Source organism: Mesorhizobium sp. M2A.F.Ca.ET.043.02.1.1 (assembly GCF_003952405.1).
In the GTDB taxonomy this organism is placed as follows: Bacteria; Pseudomonadota; Alphaproteobacteria; order Rhizobiales; family Rhizobiaceae; genus Mesorhizobium.
This window is the reverse complement of record NZ_CP034445.1, coordinates 1,639,874-1,662,450: the sequence shown is the minus strand read 5'-3', so window position 1 is coordinate 1,662,450 and position 22,577 is coordinate 1,639,874. Positions and strand designations below refer to the sequence as shown.

Annotated in this window: 19 protein-coding genes; 11 read left to right on the top strand and 8 right to left on the bottom strand. The window is 64.8% G+C overall.

What is annotated here, in order from left to right; genetic code table 11:
* Positions 1-5: 5 nt before the first annotated feature.
* Complete coding sequence (locus EJ068_RS07855; protein WP_189342018.1) at positions 6-788, bottom strand: SDR family NAD(P)-dependent oxidoreductase; 783 nt, start codon at positions 786-788, stop codon at positions 6-8.
* A gap of 413 nt (positions 789-1,201) precedes the next feature.
* Between EJ068_RS07855 and EJ068_RS07850 the strand changes: the two genes are divergently transcribed.
* From EJ068_RS07850 to EJ068_RS07840, 3 genes are read left to right on the top strand one after another with little or no spacing between them, the layout of a single operon-like run.
* On the top strand, positions 1,202-2,140 hold the full coding sequence (locus tag EJ068_RS07850) for a sugar ABC transporter substrate-binding protein (RefSeq protein ID WP_189343077.1): 939 nt from the start codon (positions 1,202-1,204) through the stop codon (positions 2,138-2,140).
* A 40-nt stretch (positions 2,141-2,180) separates the two neighbouring features.
* Complete coding sequence (locus EJ068_RS07845) at positions 2,181-3,731, top strand: sugar ABC transporter ATP-binding protein (protein ID WP_127249542.1); 1,551 nt, start codon at positions 2,181-2,183, stop codon at positions 3,729-3,731.
* The gene (locus tag EJ068_RS07840; RefSeq protein ID WP_126081377.1) at positions 3,728-4,741 is read left to right on the top strand and encodes an ABC transporter permease; all 1,014 of its coding nucleotides are present in this window, start codon (positions 3,728-3,730) and stop codon (positions 4,739-4,741) included. Before EJ068_RS07845 ends, EJ068_RS07840 begins: the two co-directional genes overlap by 4 nt.
* 31 nt (positions 4,742-4,772) lie before the next feature.
* On the opposite strand, the gene EJ068_RS07835 is transcribed toward EJ068_RS07840, so the two are convergent.
* Genes EJ068_RS07835 through EJ068_RS07825 form a run of 3 tightly spaced genes read right to left on the bottom strand, consistent with a single transcriptional unit; the run spans position 4,773 to position 8,243 of the window.
* Positions 4,773-5,495: an ABC transporter ATP-binding protein gene (locus tag EJ068_RS07835; protein WP_127249543.1), complete on the bottom strand. Its 723-nt coding sequence runs from the start codon at positions 5,493-5,495 to the stop codon at positions 4,773-4,775.
* Positions 5,492-7,336: an ATP-binding cassette domain-containing protein gene (locus tag EJ068_RS07830; RefSeq protein WP_127249544.1), complete on the bottom strand. Its 1,845-nt coding sequence runs from the start codon at positions 7,334-7,336 to the stop codon at positions 5,492-5,494. Before EJ068_RS07830 ends, EJ068_RS07835 begins: the two co-directional genes overlap by 4 nt.
* A gap of 7 nt (positions 7,337-7,343) precedes the next feature.
* Positions 7,344-8,243: a branched-chain amino acid ABC transporter permease gene (locus EJ068_RS07825; RefSeq protein ID WP_126081380.1), complete on the bottom strand. Its 900-nt coding sequence runs from the start codon at positions 8,241-8,243 to the stop codon at positions 7,344-7,346.
* Positions 8,244-8,819: 576 nt separating this feature from the next.
* Between EJ068_RS07825 and EJ068_RS07820 the strand changes: the two genes are divergently transcribed.
* A complete protein-coding gene (locus tag EJ068_RS07820) occupies positions 8,820-9,986 on the top strand; it encodes an ABC transporter substrate-binding protein (RefSeq protein WP_127249545.1) in 1,167 nt (388 codons plus the stop codon).
* 67 nt (positions 9,987-10,053) lie between these two features.
* Here EJ068_RS07820 and EJ068_RS07815 read toward each other — a convergent pair whose 3' ends face one another.
* Positions 10,054-10,929: an MBL fold metallo-hydrolase gene (locus EJ068_RS07815; RefSeq protein ID WP_126081382.1), complete on the bottom strand. Its 876-nt coding sequence runs from the start codon at positions 10,927-10,929 to the stop codon at positions 10,054-10,056.
* A gap of 339 nt (positions 10,930-11,268) precedes the next feature.
* Between EJ068_RS07815 and EJ068_RS07810 the strand changes: the two genes are divergently transcribed.
* From EJ068_RS07810 to EJ068_RS07785, 6 genes are all read left to right on the top strand, one after another.
* Complete coding sequence (locus tag EJ068_RS07810) at positions 11,269-12,246, top strand: ABC transporter permease (RefSeq protein WP_127249546.1); 978 nt, start codon at positions 11,269-11,271, stop codon at positions 12,244-12,246.
* Between the two features lie 32 nt (positions 12,247-12,278).
* Entirely contained in the window at positions 12,279-12,542 is a 264-nt protein-coding gene (locus EJ068_RS07805) for a hypothetical protein (RefSeq protein ID WP_129554507.1), read from the top strand.
* Positions 12,449-13,279: a sugar ABC transporter substrate-binding protein gene (locus EJ068_RS07800; RefSeq protein WP_129554506.1), complete on the top strand. Its 831-nt coding sequence runs from the start codon at positions 12,449-12,451 to the stop codon at positions 13,277-13,279. The genes EJ068_RS07805 and EJ068_RS07800 overlap by 94 nt, the downstream gene beginning before the upstream one ends.
* 89 nt (positions 13,280-13,368) lie before the next feature.
* Positions 13,369-15,420, top strand: coding sequence for an SMP-30/gluconolactonase/LRE family protein (locus tag EJ068_RS07795; RefSeq protein ID WP_245463368.1), 2,052 nt, complete (start codon positions 13,369-13,371; stop codon positions 15,418-15,420).
* Positions 15,417-16,508, top strand: coding sequence for a hypothetical protein (locus EJ068_RS07790; protein WP_129554505.1), 1,092 nt, complete (start codon positions 15,417-15,419; stop codon positions 16,506-16,508). Before EJ068_RS07795 ends, EJ068_RS07790 begins: the two co-directional genes overlap by 4 nt.
* A complete protein-coding gene (locus EJ068_RS07785; protein WP_127249548.1) occupies positions 16,505-17,998 on the top strand; it encodes a sugar ABC transporter ATP-binding protein in 1,494 nt (497 codons plus the stop codon). Before EJ068_RS07790 ends, EJ068_RS07785 begins: the two co-directional genes overlap by 4 nt.
* 49 nt (positions 17,999-18,047) lie before the next feature.
* On the opposite strand, the gene EJ068_RS07780 is transcribed toward EJ068_RS07785, so the two are convergent.
* Genes EJ068_RS07780 through EJ068_RS07770 form a run of 3 tightly spaced genes read right to left on the bottom strand, consistent with a single transcriptional unit; the run spans position 18,048 to position 21,099 of the window.
* Positions 18,048-18,785 (bottom strand): SDR family oxidoreductase, encoded by a 738-nt coding sequence (locus tag EJ068_RS07780; RefSeq protein ID WP_127249549.1) that lies wholly within the window; start codon positions 18,783-18,785, stop codon positions 18,048-18,050.
* A gap of 26 nt (positions 18,786-18,811) precedes the next feature.
* Positions 18,812-20,179, bottom strand: coding sequence for an MmgE/PrpD family protein (locus EJ068_RS07775; RefSeq protein ID WP_189342176.1), 1,368 nt, complete (start codon positions 20,177-20,179; stop codon positions 18,812-18,814).
* A gap of 26 nt (positions 20,180-20,205) precedes the next feature.
* Positions 20,206-21,099, bottom strand: coding sequence for an NAD(P)-dependent oxidoreductase (locus EJ068_RS07770; protein ID WP_127249551.1), 894 nt, complete (start codon positions 21,097-21,099; stop codon positions 20,206-20,208).
* 216 nt (positions 21,100-21,315) lie between these two features.
* Between EJ068_RS07770 and EJ068_RS07765 the strand changes: the two genes are divergently transcribed.
* Positions 21,316-22,287 (top strand): LysR substrate-binding domain-containing protein, encoded by a 972-nt coding sequence (locus EJ068_RS07765; RefSeq protein WP_127249552.1) that lies wholly within the window; start codon positions 21,316-21,318, stop codon positions 22,285-22,287.
* Positions 22,288-22,577: the final 290 nt, after the last annotated feature.

The following is a 22,577-nucleotide window of genomic DNA, read 5'->3' as shown; positions in this document are numbered from 1 at the left end:
AAGCGTCAGAGCTTGTCGGCGCCCGCGACGAAGCCGCCGCCGTCGATCACCACGGCCTGCCCGGTGATGAAGGATGCGGCGTCCGATGACAGGAAAAGCACCAGCTGCGCGATTTCGGACGGGTCGCTGATGCGGCCCATCGGGATCATCGGCAGCACCGTGTCCTTGGCGCTCTGCTCGCTGCCGAACATGCCGCGCAGCAGCGGCGTCATCACCGAGCCAGGCGCGATGGCGTTGACGCGGATGTTCTTGCGCGCGACTTCCAACGCCACCGAGTTGGTGAGGCCGATCACGCCCCACTTGCTGGCGCAATAGACCGCGGTCGTGGCGAAGCCCATGACGCCGAACAGCGACGAGGTGTTGACGATCGCGCCGCCGCCCTTGGCGGTCATGTGCGGGACCTGATGCCTGAGGCCGTTGAAGATGCCGCGCAGATTGACGTCCATCAGCAGGTCGTAATCTTCGTCATCGAGCTCGTGCACTGGCACGGTCTTGCCCGGGACGCCGGCATTGTTGAAGGCGATGTCGATGCGCCCGAACCGCTCGAAGGCATGCTTGTGCAGGGCCGCCATCGCCTTGCTGTCGCGAACGTCGACTTCCTCGAATTCGATCTCGACGCCAAGCGGCTTGACCTCTGTCTTGAGGCTTTCTCCGGAGTCCGCGCCGATGCCGGAGACGTAGAGATTGGCTCCGGCCTTGGCGAAGGCCAGCGCCGTTGCCCGCCCGATGCCGGTCGTCCCGCCGATCAGGATGACGTTCTTGCCGGAAAAGTCATAGGTCACTTTCATGTCTGCTCCCATCTCGCTCGAGCTGTTACGCGCTCGCGGCGCTCTCCACTTAGACCGCCTCAGCCATAGCCCTAGCCTGATACCGATAACAAGAAAAATCAGCTTGGCAACGTGAACTCGTCGATTTCAAATCGCATGTGATGTCGCAACGGCGAATTTCTCGGGCGGGTTGACGGCGGCTATTGCCGGTCTGCTAAAACTGCCATATGGTACCGGTACCAAGATCAAGCGGCAGGCGCCTCTGTCTCATGTTGGCTCGTGAGAGCCGCAGCGGAGGGGTGCATGCAAGCGGCCGGCAGGGGTGCCCGACGGACACGGCGAAGCCGGTGTCCCGGCGCCCCTGGTCGAGTCCGAGGAGAGGGAACGGTCGGTCCGCCATGGGCCGGCACCAACGGGAGAGGAGGATTTCCCAGATGAAAAGGCTTTTGCTTGCCTTACTGACCGCTGGAACGATGATCGTTTCAACTGCTGTGCAGGCGCAGGACCACAAGACGCTCGGCATCGTCGCGCTGCTCGCCAATGACGCGCTCAACATCGCGGTCATCGGCGGGGCGACGGACGCAGCCAAGGCAGCCGGCTGGGACGTCAAGGTGACCGACACCCAGGCGAGCGCCGATCAGGCCAACGCAGCGATGAACAGCTTCGCGGCCCAGCATGTCGACGCCATCTTCGTGCTGGCCTTCGCCAGCAGCTCGATCGGCTCCGGCCTGGCGGCGGCGCGCGACGCGCATATCCCTGTCGGCACTTGGGGTGGCGAGATCGTCCCCGGCATCGTGGCGACGACCAGCGGCCGGCAGGTTGGCGACGATTCGGTCAAGTATCTCCTGGAGAAGGCCGGCGATAAGGCCAATGTCCTGGCCATGACCTTCCATCCGGGCAAGCTTTGCATCGACCGCGGCATGGCCTTCGACGAAGGAGTCAAGGGCAAGTCGGGCGTCAAGGTGGATTACAGCGAAGTGGTCGCGCCCGGGCAGGTCCAGTTCGGCAACGCCACGGCCGCGGCCTGGCTGACCGCGCATCCGGCCGGCGGCGACACGCCGCTCGCCATCTGGTCGTGCTGGGACGAGCCGATGCAGGGCGCCGTGGCGGCGCTGCGCCAGGCCGGGCGCACCGATGTGACGACAGTGTCGATCAACGGCAGCGCCCAGGCCCTGCAACTGGTCAAGGAAGGCGACATGACGGCCACCGTCTGGCAGCCCGCCTATCAGGAGGGCAAGGAAGTGTTCCAGGCCATTCTCGACTCCATGAAAGCCGGCGATTCATGGCAGCCGAAGACCATCGAGATCCCCGGCGTGGTGGTGACCAAGGACAATGTCGACAAGTTCATGGCCGAACACCCCAATGGCATGTAAGACATACAGGCTGAGCCGCTCCGCGAAACGGAGCGGCTAGGTGTCGGCGCCCGTCTCGGCCGCCGGCGCATGGATGCGCATCCGCGGCCTGACCAAATCCTTTGCGGGCGAACTCGCGCTCGACCGCGCCGATCTCGATATCGAGCGCGGCCGGGTGCACGGCCTTGTCGGCGCTAACGGCGCCGGCAAGTCGACGCTGATCCGCTGTCTCGCCGGCGTCACCAGTCCGGACCAGGGCAGCGTGACCATCGCGGGCAATGAGCTTCAGCTGGGCTCGCCGAAGGCGTCCGAGCGCGCGGGCCTCGCCTTCATCCATCAGGAACTCAATCTGATCCCGCATTTCAGCGCCCTGCAGAACATGCTGCTCGGTGCGCCGAAGGTGACGCGGTTCGGCATGATCGACTGGAAGCGCTCGGGCGTCGCCGCGCGCGCCGCGGCCGAGCGCGTCGGCATCCGGTTTCCGCTCGACACGAAAGTCTCGGAGCTGTCGGTCGCCCAGCGCTGGCTGGTCATGATCGGCAAGGCGCTTACCCGCGACGCCAGCATGATCGCGATGGACGAGCCGACAGCCTCGCTCTCCGAGCCGGAAAGCGAGCAGCTCTTCGCCATCATCCGCGATCTCGCCGCCCAGGGCGTCGCCATCCTCTACGTGTCGCATCGGCTGGAAGAAGTGCTGCAGCTTTGCGACAGGATCACCGTGCTCCGCGACGGCCGCATCGTCAGCCAGGCCGAGCGCGGCGCGCTGGATAAGAAGGGATTGGTTCGCGCCATCATCGGCCATGCCATCCGCACGCCGGATGAGCGCGACCGCCTTGCCCCCGACCGCAGCCGGCAGCCGGTCTTTTCCGCACGCTCCATTGCCTGGAAGCAGGCGGTGAAGGATGTGAGCCTCGATCTCTACAAGGGGGAGGTTCTGGCGCTCGGCGGGCTCGTCGGGGCCGGCCGCACCGAATTCGCTCATCTCGTTGCCGGGCTCGCTCGCCCCGAGGCCGGCCATTTCGAACTGGACGGCAAGCGGCTCAATGTCGCCAACCCGTCCGAGGCGGTCGAGACAGGAATCGCCCTGGTGCCTGAGGAGCGCCGCTCGCAAGGGGTGATGCTGCAGCAATCTGTAGCTTTCAACATCAACATCTCAACACTGAAGCTGCTGCGCAGCGTGCCCGGTCTTCCGTTCCTTTCCGACGCCAAGGGCCGGCGGCAGGCGGAAAGCCTTGTCGCCCATCTCGGCATCAAGACGCCGAGCGTGACGGCCAGGATCGCCGGCCTTTCCGGCGGCAATCAGCAGAAGGCGTTGATCGCGCGCTGGCTGAATGCCGGCACCAGACTTTTAATCCTCGATGAGCCGTCGCGGGGCGTCGATGTCGGCGCGCGCGAGGAGATACATGACGCGATCCGCGCGCTTGCCCGCTCCGGCGTCGGCATCCTGGTGATCTCCTCCGACGTCGAGGAACTCACTTTGCTGGCCGACCGCGTCCTGGTGATGCGCGAGGGCCGCATCACCGGCGAACTCACCGGCGCCGACATCACCGAAGCGCACATCATCGAGCTCAGTTATCACGACGCGCATGACGATCAAGGAGAAGCGGCATGACGGCCGAGACTGTCCCCGTGGCAAAGGAAGCGCCGCAGGCCCGCAGGTCCTCGTGGAAGCGGACCGCACTGATCGGCCTGTCGCGCTACGGAACGATCATCGGGCTGCTCTTGATGGTGTTGTTCTTCTCCATCAACGCGCCTGGCGTTTTCCTGTCGCGCGCCAATTTCCTCAACATCCTGAGCCAGGCTTCGCTCACCGCGATCATTGCCAGCGGCTTGACTTATACGCTTGTAGTCGGCGAGTTCGATCTCAGCATCGGCTATGTGGCAAGCTTCGTCGGCCTCATCGTCACCGGCCTGATGGCCTATGAAGGCTTTCCAATCTGGCTGAGCATCATCTGCGCGCTCGCCCTCGGCGCCGGCATCGGCATCCTCAACGGCCTGCTGGTGACCAAGGTCCGGATCAACGCGGTGATCTCGACCCTTGGCATCGGCACGATGCTGACCGGCATCGGCTTCACCTACAGCGCCTTTCCGATCGCCACCGGCATCCCGCGCGCCTTCACCGACATCTCGCTCGGCCGCATCGTCTTCGGTCTGCCCAACCCGGTGATCATCATGGTCGTGGTGCTGCTGGCGCTCTGGACCGTGCTCAACAAGACCGACATCGGCCAGAAGATGCAGGCCGTGGGCAGCAACATGGAGGCGGCGAGGCTGTCCGGCATTCGCGTCGACCGCATCAAGATCTTCGCCTTCGCCACCGCCGGCTTCTGCGCCGCACTCACCGGCACGCTGCTCTCGTCGCTGCTCGGCAGCGGCACGCTGGCCGCCGCCGACGGCTACCTGCTCGACGCCTTTGCCGCGGTGTTCCTCGGGTCCGCCACCTTGCGCGAGGGCGAGTTCCACATCACCGGAACGCTGGTCGGCGTGCTGATCCTGGCGGTCGGCTTCAACGGGCTCAGCATCTTCGGCGCGCCCACCCATTTCCAGCCGATCTTCAAGGGCGGGATCCTGGTTCTCGCCGTCGGCATGTCGGCGCTCGCGCGGCGCTACGCCGCCTCGGCGTGAGAGGCGTCACCGCTCGAGACGGTTTCAGGCGTCAGCCGAGATATTTGTTGAGGATCGACATGCCGCCGGAGCGGATCGTCTCCGGCTTCATCTCGTCGACGATCTCGCCATGCGTCATGACGTAGAGCCGGTCGCAGACCCGGGTTGCGACGTCGGTGCGCTGCTCGACAAGAAGCAGCGAGGCGCCGCGTTGGCGCAACTCCAGCATCGCCTTGACCACGATGTCGACGGCAACGGGAGAAAGCGCCACCGACGGTTCGTCGAGCAGCATGATCTCGGGGTCGCTCATCAGCATGCGGCCGATCGCGACCATCTGCTGCTCGCCGCCGCTGAGGAATGACGACAGCCGCTGGCGATAGGCCTTGAGGACAGGAAAGAGGTCGTAGACAGACGCGAGCAATGTCTGGGTGCGCGCCCGGTCATGGCGCAGATGCAGGGCACCGAGTAGCAGATTGTCCTCGACTGACTGGTCGAGGAACAGGCGGCGCCCCTCCGGCGCGATCGCGGCCAACCCGCGGGCGATGCGGTGGGTGGGGAGCGCCGAGACATCGGTGCCGCCGATGCGGATCAGGCCGCGCCGCTGCTTGACGAGGCCCATGATGGCGCGCAGCACTGTTGTCTTGCCGGCGCCGTTCGGTCCTAGCAAGGCGACGGCCTCGCCCTTGCTGACGCTCAGCGTCACGTCGCGCACGACGTCGAAGCGGCCATAGCCGGCGCTTAACGAGTTGATTTCGAGGGTGGGCTGTTCGCTCATTCGCCGAGATACACCTGTCTGACCACCGGGTCGGCACGCACTTCATCGGCGGAGCCGGTGAGGATCACTTCGCCGGCGTTGAGCACGGTCACGCGGTCGCAGAGCGGGAACAGGAAGCGCGTCTGGTGCTCGATGATGATCATCGTCACGCCCTGAGTCTTCAGACTGGCTAGGATCGCGGCCAGATGCCTGACCTCCTCGGCGGACAGTCCGGTCGCCGGCTCGTCGAGCACGATGATGTCCGGCCCGGCCACGCAGACCGAGGCGAGCTGCGTCAGCTGCTCGATGCCGTGCGGGACGTCTGCTACCTGCCTCGCCGTCCAGTCGCCGGCGCCGACGAGGCTGAGAGCCTCGCTGGCACGGCGTTGCATGGCCGCCAGATCGCGCCGGCCGGAGGCAAGCATCGGCCAGAGCGGCGCGCGGCGGACGATGCGCGGCACGCGATCGAAGAGCCCGACCATGACGTTCTGCGTCGGCGTCAGTTCCTTGACCAACTGCGCGGCCTGGAAGGTGCGCCGCAGTCCCAGCCGCGAGCGGCTGCTCGCCGGCATGCCGTCGACGCGTGTACCCTTGAGTAGGACTTCTCCGGCATGCGGCGTCAGGCGGCCAGATATCACATTGGCCAGCGTGCTCTTTCCCGAGCCGTTCGGGCCGATCAGGCCATGGATATGGCCGCGGCGGACGACCAGGTCGATATTGCGCAGGACCTTCGGGCCGAGCCCGTAGCCGAATTCGATGCCCCGGCACTCCACGATGACCTCGGAGTCTTTTGGCGAAGCGGACGAGGGCGCAATAGCGGGCGGGGCAGTCAAGGCTTCGGCCGCGGCGGCATCTGCCACCTGGGCTGTCCCGCCGGCGCGCCGTGCAAGCGCGCGCCGCGCAATGCCGACGACACCGTCGGGCAACAGCGTGATCGCCAGGATCGAGAGCGCTCCGTAGACGATCTCCTGCAGCCAGGGATTGATGTTGACGACATTCGGGAACATCGAGACGAACATGGCGCCGACGACCGGACCGATGCTTGTGTTGATGCCGCCGATCAGCACCATCACAAGCACGTTCAGCGACACCGACCAGTCGAACTGGCTGGGAGAGACGACGCCGAGGAACGAGAAGAGCCAGCCTGCCCCTCCGGCCATCGCGGCCGAGACACCGAAGACGCCGACCTTGATCGCCGCCGTGCGCGCGCCGGCGGCCTCAGCGAACGGCTCGGCGTCGCGGATCGAAAGCAGGATCGGGTAGAGCGGCGAATGGCGAATATTCCAGACCAGGCCGAGGCAGGCGAGCAGCGCCAGCATGATGCACCACACCAAAGGTGTGCCGAGCCATTCCAGGCTTGCCGGGAAATCCGGAAAGGCCGGGCCGAGCAGTCCCTGTAGGCCGCCGGTGACGGTGACCATGTCGGTCGCCAGGACCGTCAGCACCAGCGTGAAGATGAAGGTGGTGATGGCGAAGTAGAGGCCGCTGACCCTAAGCGACATTGCGCCCACGGCCATGCCGATCAAGCCCGTTGCCGCCAGGACCAGCATGAGCAGGCCGAAGACGTTCCAGCCATAGTCGTTGGCAAGGATCGTCGTCGCGTAGGCGCCGATTCCGAAAAAGCCGCCTTGGCCCAGCGAATAGAGGCCGAGCATCCCGGCCACGAGGTCGAGGCTGATCGCAAGGATGCCGAAGACAGCGGCCACCAGCAGTAGGCTCTGCAGGCCGAGGTCGGTTTGGGCGACATAGGCGGTGGCCGCTAGATAGGCGATCAGGGCAGCGGCCAGCCCGGCGGCGCGCCAGCGGCCGATGCGAAGCCTTGGAGCGGCGGCGCCCGACTGAGTATCGAATGCAGGGGCCATGCTCACCTCAGCCGCGCGTCATGGCCGCTCGGCGCGGGCGAAACAGTGGATTGCTGGTGCTGAACAGGCCTTTGGGCGAGACGATCAGGATCAGCACGAGCACGATGAAGGGGAACCAGTCCGAGGCCTGTGAATTGATCAGCGCGTTGGCGCCTTCGGCGCAGACGCCGAGCAGCACGCCGCCGAACATCGCCGCTATCGGCCGCTCGGTGCCGCCTCCGATCATCATGGCTATGAAGCCGTAGGTCCCGAACGTATCGCCGAGATAGGGATTGGCGAAGGTCGAAGGTCCGATGAGCAGGCCCGCGATCCCCGCGTAAACGGCGGAGACCGTGAAGGCGACGATCGCGACGATTGCTGTGTTGGCGCCGATGGCCGATGCCATCTCGGGATCGGCTGCCGTCGCCATGCCGAGCTTGCCGAACAGCGTATAGCGCCGCACGATCTCGAAGCCGGCGGCAAGCACCGCGGCGGTGACGATGGCGAGAAGCTGCTGGGCAGTCAGCACCGCGCCGCCGATCGGCAGGCTGATGCCGTTGAGGATCGGCGGAAAAGCCTGCGACGTCGGGCCCCAGATATAGGCGGCCGCATTTTCGACGATCACTGCGAAGCCTAGCGTCGACACCAGCCAGCCGAAGCTGAAGCGGTTCGACAAAAGGATCGGCCGCACCGCGATGACATAGGACAGGATGCCGACGATGCACGAGCACGCCAGGCCGGCAAGCGCGGCCAGCCAGACCGGATAGCCGGAGGAGGCGAGCTCGGCGGTGACCATGACGGTCACCATCATCAGCTGGCCCTGCGCGAAATTGATGATGCGGGTGACGTAGAACGAGATCGCGAGCGCCATGCCGATCAGACCGTAGATCGATCCTATCGCTACCCCGCTCAACACGAATTGCAGCACTGGTGGCTTGCCCCTCTCCCCTGGCCGGCGTCGCCTCCTCAGCCGGCTTGACCGCCTCGCGGGAGACGCTTCCGTCGGATAGCCGCCCGAATTCAAGATGAACCGTCGGGCGGGGGTTCCATGCCGCAATTTGTCCAGCTCTGGCCTGCTGCGCCGGTGTCAAAAACCTAGTCGAAAATGACCGTCCGGAAATAGCTGATGCGAGTGACATAACAGCTATGAGCGCAGCGATTGGACGGCGTTTCGGAACGGTGAAACGCGGGGCGCGGCGAGGCGGTCCAAGGCGTCTTTCGGCGCGCGGTTTTAGGAAGTTGGTTTGGTATAAAAGCAAGTGGGAGCAATAAGTTATCCTAGATGCCGAGCTCCCTTTTTGCGATACCGATGATCGTGCCCGGTCGGCTTCTCCAGTGGCATTGACAGGGTCGCTGAACCGGCTTCGGGGCGCTGGCGCTCGCGTTGACAAGGCCTGGCGACGGGATAGCAAAATCCATCACCGAGAGGGCGCGGGAAGCGCAGGGCAATTGAGCGATCGGGTTGTCGGTTCCTGCCCACCGATCGCAGGGAGGAAAATCAGACATGAGAAAACTCGCGACGACTTCCGCGATGTTGCTGGCCACGACGGCGTTCTGGGGGCTCTGCGTTCAAGCCAGCGCGGCGGACGAATATCTCATCGGCCTCATCGCGGGAACGACCGGCGCCTATGGTTCGACCGGTGTCGCCACGGTGAACGGCTCGCAGATGGCGGTCGACGAGGTCAACGCCGCCGGCGGTGTCGATGGCCACACCTTCAAGCTCGACCCGCATAACGACAATGCGTCGGCCACGCTGTCCGGGCAGCTTTATGAGAAGCTGATGTCGCAGGGCGCGATCGCTATTGCCGGCTCGCCCGACACCGGCCCGGTCACGGCGCAACTGGCTGAGCGCCATAAGTTCCCGACCATCGGCGTCGTCGACGATGGCGGCCTCACCGTCAATCCGGACGGGCCGACCAGCCCGCCGAACCCGTGGGTCTTCGACTTCGGTCTCAACACCTTTGCCTGGGGCGAGAAGATCGGCCAGCATGCATTGAAGCACTGCCCCGATGGCCTCGCGGTGCTGCATGATCCATCCACATACGGGCAGGGCGGTCTGTTCGGCATCCAGCTTGCCTATGACAAGGCCGGCAAGAAGATCGCCATGGATCACACCATCACCGAGAACTGGTCGACGGGCGCGACCGCTGGCCTGATGCCGGAGGTCAACGCCATCAAGGCCGCAGGCATCAAATGCGTCGACGTGTGGCTCACCCCGCAGGACCAGGCTGCCTTCGTGCAGGACCTGCATTCGATTGGTTACGACGCCATCGTCTACGGCAATGACGAGACCAACGCCGACGATACCTACTCGAAGCTCGCCGGCGACCTTGCCGATGGAACGATCACCGCGATGCTGACGACCGAGCTGCATCCGGGTCCGGAACTTCTGGCGTTCAAGGACGCCTACAAGAAGAAGTTCAACGTCGATGCCACGCCCTTCTCGGCGGGCGCCTATGACAGCATCAAGATGCTGGCGCAGGTCATCAAGGACGTGAAGTCGACGAATCCGAAAGACCTGCAGAAAGGCTTCAACGCGGTCCAGGGCTTCAAGGGCATGACCGGCAATATCGGCTTCTCCGAAAAGAGCCACATCACCATCACCGCCGAGCAGGTGACGCTGGTCAAATACGACGCCAAGAGCAAGACCTGGGTCGAAGTCACGGATTGACGTCTGGCTTAAAAACACACGGGCCGGTCCATCGGGCCGGCCCGGAGCCGTTTTTGATGTCCGTTTTCTAGAGCTGAACCATCCAGCTTTCAGGAACGAGGCGGAAGCCATCCCCCGCCTTCACCAGATGCGCGAACCCGGGCAGATGCAGGTGCCCGCCGGTGACGAGCAGCCGCTCGTTGGCGACATGCTCGAAGATCTTGCGGCGGTTTTCATGCGCCAACGCTTCATCAACGTCGAACTCGCTGGTGACCTGCGGCCGCGGAATCTGGATCTCCGGCACGTGCACCGTGTCGCCCCACATCACCAGCGTTTCGCCGGCCGAGTCGAGCTGATAGCCGCTATGGCCGGGCGTGTGTCCAGGCAGCGGAAGCTGCCGGATGCCCGGCACTACCTCGCCGCCTTCGGCGGGATGGAAATGACCCCGATAGCTGGACAGCAACGCATCGGCCGAACCGGTATAAGGCCGCGCCGCGGCGGACTTTTCAGCCTTCTCGGGATTGGACCAGAAGTCGAGATCATCCCGGTGAACGATGACTTCAGCCCGTGGAAAGAGCGGCTTGCCCGAAGTGTCCATCAGGCCGCTCGAATGGTCGGGATGGATATGGGTGAGCAGGACGGTGTCGAAGTCCGTGGGCTTGAAGCCGGCGGCTTCGAGATTCTGCGGCAGCAGCCCCATGGAATAGACCGTGGTCGACCCGCCTCCGGCGTCGACCAGGACGGTGTTCTTGCCCGTCTCGATCACGAAGGCATTGACGGTGAGACGCGGTTCCGTGTGCCGGAACTGCTCGCGCATCAGGCCCTCCATGTCGCCGCGATCCGTCCCGCGCAGGATGGCCACGCTGATATCGAGGAAACCGTCATTGATGACGGTCACCATGGCATCGCCCACTCGGCGTCTGTAGACCCCCGGCGTCTGTTTGCGCGGCTCGTCCGTCATCATTTCCTCCCGGTGCGACAGGCGCCTTTGGCGCCTCCTCTTGTCGCTCAGCAGTTTTGCGCGATTGGCAAGGCGGAGTGAAGCGATGAGGCAGTGCGGAATCAGGATAACAGCTATGGCGCTTGTCGCATGACAGGCCTTGCCGACGATGCCGAAAGTGTCCGGCTTTCAACCCACCGCACAGCTCAGGCGTCCGATGCCCCGCCCGGCATGAAACATAACTGATATTCCCTGGGCGGATATGTCTTGAGCCAGCCAAAAAGGGGATGGTCGCGGCGAGGAAAAGCAGGTCGCGAAGGGCTTCGCGACGGGCCGGCAAGGCCTGGTTCGGGAGGTGGCGCAATGGCCAAGGCGCGGTTGTCGCAGGAGGGCGTGGTGTTCGCGCTCGCCGTCGCGCTGTTCGTGGTTTTCGCCGCCACGCTGAACAATTTCCTGACCGCGGGAAATCTGATCGCTCTGGTGCGCAGCGTCTCCATCCTGGGCATATTGGGCCTCGGCATGGGGCTGGTCGTCATCGGCCGCGGTATCGACCTTGCCATGGTGGCGACCATGGTGGTGTCGCTGTCCTGGGTGCTGTCGATGGCGCAGGCCGGTATGCCCTTCGACACGGCTCTGGTCTACGGCGCCCTGCTGGCACTGGTCATCGGTTTGGCGAGCGGCATCCTGATCGCCTATGCAGACATTCCCGCCATCTTCACTACGCTTGCGATGGGCCTCGTGATGTATGGCTCGGGACGCGCCTTCCTGTTCCAGATCGACGTTCAGAACTCGCCTGCCGGCGTCGACTGGTTCGACTTCCTTGGACGAGGGGCTTTCCTCGGCCTGCCGATGCCCATCGTCGCCTTTGCCGTGCTGGCCGCACTGGTCGCGCTGGTGTTGATGCGCACGCGCTTCGGCCGCTTCGTCTACGCGGCCGGAGACAATGCGCTCGCCGCGCGCATCACCGGCCTGCCGCTGCGCCCGCTGATCGTGGCGCAATATGTGATCAGCGCTCTGATCGCTTTCCTCGCCGGCGTGGTGATGGCCGCCGCCGTCTCGGGAATGAGCACGCGGGTCTACAACTCGACGATGATCTACGACGTGCTGCTGGTCGTCGTGCTCGGCGGCATCAGCCTCAGCGGCGGCCGCGGCAGCGTGCGCAACGTGCTGGTGGGGACGCTGCTGGTCGGCGTGCTCCTCAACGGCATGACCATCCTCGACATCACCTACACGACGCAGAACCTCATCAAGAGCCTGATCCTGCTGCTCGCCATCACGGTCGATAGCTTCATCAACCCCAGGGACGAGCAGACTTCGCAACAGAGCCAGGGCGACATCTGAAGACAAGCTTTGCAATCCAATGGGAGGAAATCATGAAATTCAGAACTATCCTGGCGGCCGGGCTCATGGCACTCGGCCTGGCGGGGGCCGCACATGCCGATGACGGCCTCGACAATCCGTCGCGCAATCCGTTCTACGACGGCCTCAAGGGCAAGCGCGTCGTCTTCATTCCGCTGGCCATGGGCTTCGACCTGACGGAGGGCTGGGCGGCGATCATGCGCAAGCAGGCGGCCGACCTCGGCTACACGCTCGAGATCCGCGACCCGAACTGGAGCACGGCGGCACGCGGGCGCTGACGGCGCTCATCGCCGAAAAGCCAGACCTGATCATCGCGCACAATCCTGACGTCCAGTCCTATGCGCGCCTTTTGAAGCGTGCGATGGACGCCGGCATCAAGGTGGTCCAGCTCAACCTGGAATCGGTAGTGCCGACCGACGCCTATGTCGGCGCCGACTGGTCGCGCGTCGGCTATATCGAGGCGGACGCGCTGGTGAAGCAGTGCGGCACGGGATCGGGCAAGTCCGGCAAGATCGCGATCATCCGCGGCCAGCCAACAGCGGCGTCGGACCTCTACGAGCTCTATGCCTACAAGCAGACCTTCGCCAAGGACCCGGCGATCAAGATCGTGTCCGAGCAGGCCGCCCAGTATGATCCGGCCAAGGCGCGCGCCATCATGGAGACGGTGCTGCAGCAGCATCCCGATCTCTGCGGCGTGGTCGGCAACTGGGACAACCAGGATGTCGGCGCGGGCGCTGCCATCCAGGCGGCGGGCAAGGCAAACGACGTCTATGTCGTGACCTCGGGCGGCGGCAACCAGATCGGCTGCGACAACATCCAGAAGGGGCTTCTCGACCTGATCATCAGCTATGACGTGCCGCTGCAGGGCAACGCGATCAACCAGCAGATCGTCCAGACGCTGCTGTCGCCCGCCAAGGCAGGCGAATCGAAGACCTCCTACTACACGCCGCTGACGCTGCTGACGAAAGACAATATCGGTCCGCGCACCTGCTGGTCGCTCGACCAGTTGAAGTGAGCCGGGGCAAGTCAATCAGCATCATGTCAAGCGACACTCTAGCGTCTCTGCGCTCGCGCTATCTCCCCGATCATCTGATCGGGGAGATCATGTCCAAGCGATGGATCGACAACGCCATCCCGTTCACCGCGCTGGTGCTTACCGTGCTGGTGATGGGATCGATCATTCCCGACTTCCTGTCGCTGTCCAGCTTGTCGGATCTCGCCCGGCAGTTCGCCGAATTCGGGCTTGTCGTCCTGGCGCTCACCGTCGTCATGATCTCGGGCGGCATAGATCTCTCAGTGGCCTCGGTCTTTTCGCTGGCCGTTCTGTTCTCGCTCATCGGCGTGAATGTCTACGAGCTGCCCGTGCCGGCTGTTCTCGCCGGCATTCTCGGCATGGGAATGATCTGCGGCGCCATCAACGGCGTGCTGATCGGCTATCTGCGGCTGCGCGCCTTCCTGACTACGCTGGTCAGCCTGATCATCTTCCGCTCGCTCTACGAGATCGTCTTCGTGCGCATGTCCACCTCGATCATGTCGGGGTTCTCGATGTCGGATCTGTGGGTGTTCATCGGCGAAGGCACGGTGCTCGGCATTCCGGTGTCGCTGGTGATCACGCTGATCATCGCGCTCGCCTGGCATCTGGTGCTGTCACGCATGCGGCCCGGTTGGCGGCTGACGGCCGTCGGCGGGGCGCGGCGCTCGGCCTTCAACGCCGGCATCAATGTGCGCTTCATGGTGTTCCTAACCTATGTCGCGTCGAGCACCATGTGCGCGCTCGCCGGCTTCCTGTTCGCGGCCCGCCTCGGGAGCACGGGGTCCGACACTGGCGTCGGCCTGGAAGTCCAGGCGCTGACCGCCGCTGTGCTCGGCGGCACCGCCATCGGCGGCGGCCGCGGCTCCGTCGCCAAGGCCATCATCGGCAGCCTGCTCGTGCTCATGCTGACCAACGGCCTGATCAATCTCGGCATCAGCGGTCCGATAACCTCGACGATCCTCGGCGCGATCCTGCTGCTCGCCGTCTTCGTCGACATGCGCTGGCAGAAGCACCGCCACCGCATCCTGGCCAAGGTCTATGTCTCGCCCGCCTATCTGTCGCTGCCGCCTTCGCCGCAGGTCGATGCGCCTGGCTCGCCTTATGTGCTCAACGATCGCCTGCGTTCCGTCGAGATCATCGGCCTCGGCGAGATCGAAGGGCCTGAGGACGTCATCCTCGATCGCGACGACAATCTCTATTGCGGCACCCGCCATGGCGACATCGTGCGCTTCTTCGGTCCCGACCATAAACGCTCGGAAGTGTTCGCGCATATCGGCGGCCATCCGCTCGGCATGGCCTTCGACAAGGCCGGCAATCTGCTCGTGTGCATCGGCGGCATGGGGCTTTTCCAGGTGGCGCCCGACAAGACAGTCACCAAGCTGACCGACGAGACCAACCGCAGCTGGTTCTCGGTGGTGGACGATTCGCGCCTTCGGCTGGCCGACGACGTCGATGTGGCGCCGGACGGCCGCATCTATTTCAGCGAGGCGACCATCCGCTACGAGCAGGAGGACTGGGCGACCGATGCGCTCGAGAGCCGCGCCAGCGGGCGCATCATTTGCTACGATCCGCGCACCGGCAAGACGCATACGGAAATCCCGAAACTGGTGTTCGCAAACGGCGTCGCCATGTGCCCCGACGGGCAATCCTTCATGTTCGCCGAGAGCTGGACCTGCTCGATCAGCCGCTATTATTTCTATGGGCCGAATAAGGGCAGGACCGAGAAAGTGATCTCAAACCTGCCGGGCTACCCGGACAACATCAACCGCTCTTCCGACGGCAATTACTGGCTGGCGCTGCTCGGCATGCGCGGGCCCGCGCTCGATCTGGCCCTGCGCATGCCCGGTTTCCGCAAGCGCATGGCCCGTCGCGTCGCGCCGGACCAGTGGCTCTATCCCAACATCAACACCGGCTGCGTGGTGAAGTTCAACGAGAAGGGCGAGATCCTCGACAATCTCTGGGACCTTGGCGGCCTCAACCATCCTATGATCACCTCAATGCGCGAGCATCGCGGCTGGCTCTATCTCGGCGGCGTCTCCAACAACCGCATCGGGCGCTACCGCCTGCCCGATGCCGACCCGAACTGGTGCGCGCAGGACGCCTATTGGGGCGCCCGCTCATGATCGCCATCTGGAAAGCCTGGGCCAATTTTCGCGGCTTCGATCTCACCGGCAGCACCGTGCCGCCGATGGACGGGCCCTTGCGGCCGAACGCGAAGCTGGACGCGATGCCGATGCTGATGCAGCTCGACGATGTCGACAACCTCACGGCCGCGCATGACGGCATCCTCTGCTCTGCCGGCAACGATCTGCTGACGCTGTCGGCCACCGGCGATGCCTCGCAATTCGAGCTGAGCGCGCGCTGTCCGATGGATGGACCGGTGAGCAGCATCGCCGCCTTGAGCGAAAGCCTGGCGATCGCCGTCGAAGGGCGCGGAATTTTCCTGGAGGGTCCCGGCGCCGCCTCAGGGCCGCTGAAGGTCGAAGGCATCAATCCTTCTTGCGTGACGGCCATGGTCTTCGCCGATCCGACGACATTGTTCGTCGCCGTCGGATCGGATCGCCACGCGGCGAGCGAATGGAAGCGCGACCTAATGACGAAGTCGGCGAGCGGCTCGGTGTGGCGCATCAATACCCGCAGCGGCCGCGCCGAACGGCTTCTGGGCGGGCTGGAGTTCGCGGCAGGCCTGGCGCTTTCGGGAGAGGACATCTTTGTCGCTGAAGCGTGGCGGCATCGCGTCCTTGCGCTGGCGGTCGGCTCACAGCCCCGCGTCGCGCTTGCGGCCTTGCCCGCCTATCCGGGTCGCATGACGCCGTCCGCCTCGGGCGGCTTCTGGCTGGCGATGTTCGCGCCCCGCAATCCGCTGGTCGAATTCGTGCTCAAGGAGGACGAATACCGGCGCCGCATGGTCGACACGATCGATCCGGCCTACTGGATCGCGCCGGCGCTTGCGACCGGAAAGAGCTTTCTCGAGCCGATCCAGGGCGGCGCGCGCAAGAAACTCAATATGCTCAAGCCGTGGTCGCCGACATGGTCGACCGGCCTGGTGGTGCGATGCGACGACCGCATGGCCATGCTGCGCAGCTACCAGAGCCGTGCCGACGGCGATGTCCATGGCGTGACGTCGCTCTGCGACACAGGTGGCAGGCTGATCGCCGGCGCCAAGGGTTCGGGCAAGATCGTGGCAATCGACGACGAGACGGCGGCATGAATTCACTGGTTCAACTGCGCGGGGTGTCCAAGGACTTTCGCGGCGTGCTCGCGATCTCGGACGTCAACCTCGACGTCCGTCGGGGCGAGATCCATGCCATCCTCGGCGAGAACGGCGCCGGCAAATCGACGCTGATGAAAGTGCTGGCCGGCGTCTATCAGCCGTCCTCGGGCGAGATGGTGCTGGATGGCAAGCCGACGGTTTTCAACTCGCCTTCCGATGCGCTCGCGCAGGGCGTCGCCATGGTCTTCCAGGAGACCAATCTGGTTCCGTCCATGTCGGTCGCGCAGAACATCTATCTTGGCGACGAAAAACTCTTCAACCGCCTGCGCGGCCTCAACATCCAGGCGCAGCGCTATCTTTTGTCGCTCAATTTCTACGTCGACCCCACGTCGCAGGTTTCCACGCTGGGCGCCGGCAAGAAGCAGATGGTCGAGATCGCGCGCGCCGTGCATCACCATGCCCGGCTCATCATCTTCGACGAGCCGACTGCGACGCTGACGCCGGAAGAGAAATTCCACTTCTTCAACCTGGCGCGCCGGCTGAAGGAGCAAGGCATCGCGATCATCTTCATCAGCCATGCGCTGGAGGAAGCGCTTTACCTGTCGGACCGCATCACGGTGATGCGCGACGCCAAGGTCGTCGTCACCGACGACACGCGCAATTTCGACCGCGATCGCATCGTGCAGGCGATGGTCGGACGAATCCTGTCCGGCGAGCTCTATGCCGGCGAGAAGCGCAAGGCGCGGCCGATGGGTAAGAAGATCCTGAGCGTCGAGAACCTGTCGATGGGCAATACGGTCCGAAACACCTCCTTCTCGGTGTTCGCGGGGCAGGTCACCGGCATGTTCGGCCTGGTCGGGGCGGGGCGGACGGAGACGATGAAGATCGTCGCCGGCGTCTTGAAGCGCGACTATTTCCACGGCGGCACCGTACGCTTCGAGGACCGGCCGGTCCGTTACCGCACGCCCCGGCCCGCTGTGCGCGACGGCATCGTCTATGTCACCGAGGACCGCAAGATCGAAGGCTTCTTCGAGACCATGACGATTGCCAGCAACGTCCAGCTCGGCGCGCTGGCGATCGGCACCAATCCGCTGACCGCGGTCACACCGCGCAATGCGCGCGAGCTTGCCACGGCCTGGACCAAGCGACTGGGCGTCAAGGCGATCGATGCCGATGCGCGCGTCATCGAGCTGTCGGGCGGCAACCAGCAGAAGGTCGTGCTGTCCAAGGCGCTCATCCAGAAGCCGAAGCTGGTCGTCCTCGACGAGCCGACGCGCGGCGTGGATGTCGGCACCATCGTCGAGATCCACAGCTTCATCAACGAGCTTGCCGACAGCGGCATGGCGGTGGTGGTGATCTCGTCCTATTTGCCTGAGATCCTGGCTCTCTCGGATCGTATTCTCGTTGCCCGGCAGGGGCGCGTCGTCGAGGAGATGGACATCGCCGAGGCCACCGAAAGCCGCATCATGTACGCGGCCGTGCACTGAACAGGCCGGCCCCGGCCGCCCGGCTCAGTGCAGGCCTGGGCGACGGGACCTACCACCTGTTCGTCGGCAGGACGAACATCTGCGCGATCTGGACATGCGGCGGTTGGCTCAGCGCGAAAATCACGCAGCGCGCCACGTCCTCGGGGTCAAGCGCCATGCCGAAGCGCTCGAAATATTGCCGCGCCGCTTCCTCGTCGCCGCGGTGGCGGGTCGTGACGATGCTGGTGCGCGTCAGGCCGGGCATGATCTCGATGACCCGCAGCGGCGTCTCCGCGAGCTCACCGCGGATGATGTCGCTCAGCATGTGCACGCCGGCCTTGCTGGCTGAGTAAGGCGCCTGCTCGGGCACGATCCGGAGCGCGCTGATCGAGCTCATGTTGACGATGTCGCCGCGGCCGCGCGCGACCATGCCGGGCAGGATCGCGCGCGTGACGCGCATCAGGCCGATCAGATTGGTCTCGATGATGGCAGACCAATCATCCGCCGATCCCTGGTCGAAACGGATGCGGCCGCCGATATCGTGGCCGGCATTATTGACCAGTATGTCGATGTCGCGGAATTCCGCCGGCACCTGTTCCAGGCAAGCGTCGACGGCCGACGCGTCGGTGATGTCCAGCGGGAGCGCAAAGACCTCGCCGCCCAGTTGGCTTGCCAACGCCTGAAGCGCCTCGGCCTGCCGGTCGGCAAGCACGATGCGCGTGCCGTCGGCCTGGAGGCTTGTCGCGATGGCTCGGCCGATGCCGCTCGCGGCGCCGGTGACGAAAGCTGTCTTTCGCCGAACTGTCATTCAGCCTCCTCCATGCGCCTTCCCGCTCAAGCCGCTCTTCGCGGCCTGGCCTTTTCCTTGGTGGCGCAGAGCGGCATCAGCCGGCCGGCATCCTTCTTGGACTCCAGCCGGTCGATGAAGTCCTCGATCGACCTTGCGGCCTCGCCGCCCACGATCGGCGCGGCGGCCGACCTGAAGCGCTCGCGGATTTCGGCTTCGGTCGCCGGGATCACATCCGGAAGCCCCATCGACAGCTGCCGCCCGTCCCCGAGCACGACATCGATGCTGGCGCCCTGCTTGGCCGGAAACTGTGCCGTCAGTTCGTCGCTCGCCGAGAGGTCGCTGGCATCGATCAGCCGCAGCGTCTCCTTATCCCGCAGGTCCCTGTAGTTGTCTTCCGAGAGACGGCCGCTGGCGAACACCGCTGCAACGCCATAAGGAATGCTCATCTTGGCCTGGAGTGAACGCTCGAAGGGGCCGGTGTTGTCACAACCCGGATAGGCCGCCGCGGCGGCGGGGACACGGATGTGGATCCGCTCGACGGGGGCTGCGCCGGGACCGATCATCTCGACGAGCTTGAGCGCGGTCTGGCAGGCCGTCTGGGCGAAATTACAGGCAGGCGCGGCCTTGTGGTAGACCGCCAGGATATCGGCCTCGCCGTCGGGGAAGAGCTGCACCGGCCCCCGCATCGGCCGGCGCGCGAAGGCGGCGAAGTAACCGGATTTTCCCTCAAGCACGTCCGGGCTGCCATAGGCACCGGCGGCCGCAAGCTGGACCGCCATCCAGGCGTTGCGCGCGGCAAAGCCCGGATGAAAGAACATGTCCGATCCGCCGCTCTTCGGCCACTGGTTGAGGCCGGACGACGTGTTGGCGGCAAAGGCGATCGTGGCCGCGGTCTGTTCCTTGTCGAGGCCGATGAGCCGCGCGGCGCCACATCCCGCGCCGATCGGAGCCACCAGCCCCGTCGGCCTGAACAGTCCCGAAAGCTCGCGGTCGATCAGCATTCGGCCCAGCCGCCCGCCGACCTCATAGGCGACGATTGCCGCCCGCAGCAGGTCGATCCCCGAAACCGCCTTCGTTTCGGCGAGCGCCAGCAGCAGCGGCCAGACGACAACGCCGTGATGGCATACGGATCCGGCGTGCATGTCCTCGCGGACCAGCCCATGCCCCTTGACCGCATTGACGAAGGCCGCGTCCGCCGGCGTGGCCTGCCGGCTTTCGCCAATGATGTGGCCGCCGCGCGCCGGCGTCACCGCGGCCAGCGCTTGCTGGCTCGGATCGAGCGCGGACGCCTCGAAGGCGCAGCCGAGGAAATCGAGCAGACAAAGCTTTGCCTTGGCGGTGACGGCAGGACTGAACACTTCCAAGGGCAGGCCGGCCAGCGTGTCGGCCAATTGCTTCGTGAAGCTTGCCATTCCCCAGTCCTCCGCGATTCCCACCTTCAGGCGCGGATTTCTATTCCCGCCCATTCTTCGACGATGCGTACCATCGAAGTGAAGTCCGAGTCCGGTCCGAAACGGGCATTCGTGGCGGCGAGCATCTGTCTTACCAGCGAGCCCGCGACCATCGGCACGCCGAGATTCTCCGCCTCGTCGACGCACATGCGAACGTCTTTGTAGGAGAGGGCGGTGGCGAAGCCGAAATCGAACGTTCCCGGCAGCACAGCGCGGGGAAACTTGTCCTGGGTGGCGCTGTTGCGGCCGCTCGAGGCATTGATAATGTCGCACATGATACGCGGGTCCAGCCCGGATTTCACACCCATCGCCAGCGCCTCGGCCGAGAGCAGGATGACGGCCGCCGCGATCATGTTGTTGCCGAGCTTGGCGACCTGCGCGGTGCCCGCATTCTCGCCACAATAGAACCGCTTGCCGAAATTGGCCAGCACAGGGTCGATCTCATCGAACACCGACTTCTTGCAAGAGACCATTACCGCGAGCGAGCCGCTGCTGGCTCCGGCGATGCCGCCAGAAACCGGCGCGTCGACCCAGGCGATGCCGCGGCCGGCCAGCTCCGCCGCGATGGTCTTGGCCATGCTGGGCCCGGTCGTTGACAGGTCGATTACCACTTTGGCTTTCGCGCCCGATATCAAGCCATCGGCGCCGAGCACGACCTCCTTGACGATCGGCGGCGTCGGCAGGCTGCAGAACACCACCTCGGCCTCGTCGGCGACGGCGGCGGCCGTGGCGGCCACGCTTATAGAATTGCCCGGCAGGTCCGCGGCGGCATCCGGCCTGGCGTCATGGACGATGACATGGTGGCCCGCTTCAGCAAGCCGTCTTACCATGGGCGCGCCCATGCGGCCGAGCCCAACGAACCCAAGCGTTCGAGTCTGCAAAGTTTTTACTCCGGGAAGGCCGCCTCGTGCAGACGGCCATGGGCTAGCAAATAAGCCAATTCCGGAGCGCAGCATAAGCTTCGCTCGCCGCATAACAGCTTTGCAAGGCGCCGGCTGGGCCTCCCTTGTCAACCGTCGCTCTGTGTCCCAAACTCAGGCGTTTGCCGCGTGCTCCAACAATGCGGTTACCGCATTCGAGCCAGAGGCCGCACTTTAATGTTCGATCTGAAGCAACTGCAGCTGTTCACCGCCGTGGCCGAGTTCGGCAGTTTCTCGCGCGCGGCGGTGGCGCTTTCGATCAGCCAGCCGGTGCTCAGCCGGCAGATCAAGGCGCTCGAGGACAAGGTCGGCGTCGCGCTGCTTTATCGCAATGGCCGCGGCATCGTGCTTACGGAAGCCGGCAAGATTCTGCAAAGCTACGCAGTGGCCCTGCTTGAGCAGGCCGCGCGCGCCGAGACGGAACTGGCGGCGCTGCGATCGAACCCGCGTGGCACGATCGTGCTCGGAATGCCGCCCTCGGTCGGCGTCGTGCTGACGGCGCCCCTGGTACAGAATTTCCGCGCCCAGTTCCCGCAGGTAAGCCTGAGGGTGATCGAAGGCTTCAGCGGCCATCTGCTCGAATGGCTGGTGATGGGCAAGATCGACGTCGCTGTCCTGTACAACGCGCCGAGGATGAACAATCTCCTGGCCGAACCCATACTGCGCGATGAGCTATTCCTGCTCGGCGCGAAGAACGATCCGCACAATCTCGGCCCCGGTCCCGTCGACGCCGACGTGATGTCCCGGCTGCCGATGATCCTGCCGGCGAGGCCGCATGGGCTGCGCGTGGTGCTGGATCACATCCTCGGATCCGCCGGCATCGAGCCCAACATCGAGGTCGAGGTCGACGCCATGCCCTCGACCTTGCGGCTGGTCGAGGCGGGGATAGGCTACACTATCCTGTCCTATTCGAGCTGCCACAACCTCGTCGCCGAAGGCAGGATCAACTACTGGCGCATCCGCAACCCGCCGATCGAGCGGGAACTGCTTCTGGCGACATCCAGCCAGCGGCCGACCACGACGGTCATACGCGCGCTGACGACGCTCATCCGCGATGAGGTGCGTGTCCTGCGCAAGCTCGGGGTCTGGGAGCCCCGTCCGCCGTCTCCTGGCCCTGAACCTGCCGCCGACCTCGGACGAGCGGGATAAGGAGCGAGCCATGTCGGCGCGCTGGAAGGTACGGCGCTCCTCGGCATTGCCGGACGCAGATTCTCCGCTTGGGCTTCAGCGGTTCTCGCTATGAGGGGGCGTTCTTTCGTGCGAAAGGCGGTCTGCCGCGTCGCATTGGTTAGGATCTAACCCTGCCCGCGCTCGCACGTTGCCCGCACGCCGTGAGGCCGTGCGATATACAAGATCTTCTTCGGCTTCCGCCCTCGAAAGCCTGCGGCCGCAAGCTGACGTCTGCTTGCGGCCCCGAATAGGATGCTGACCACCTCGAC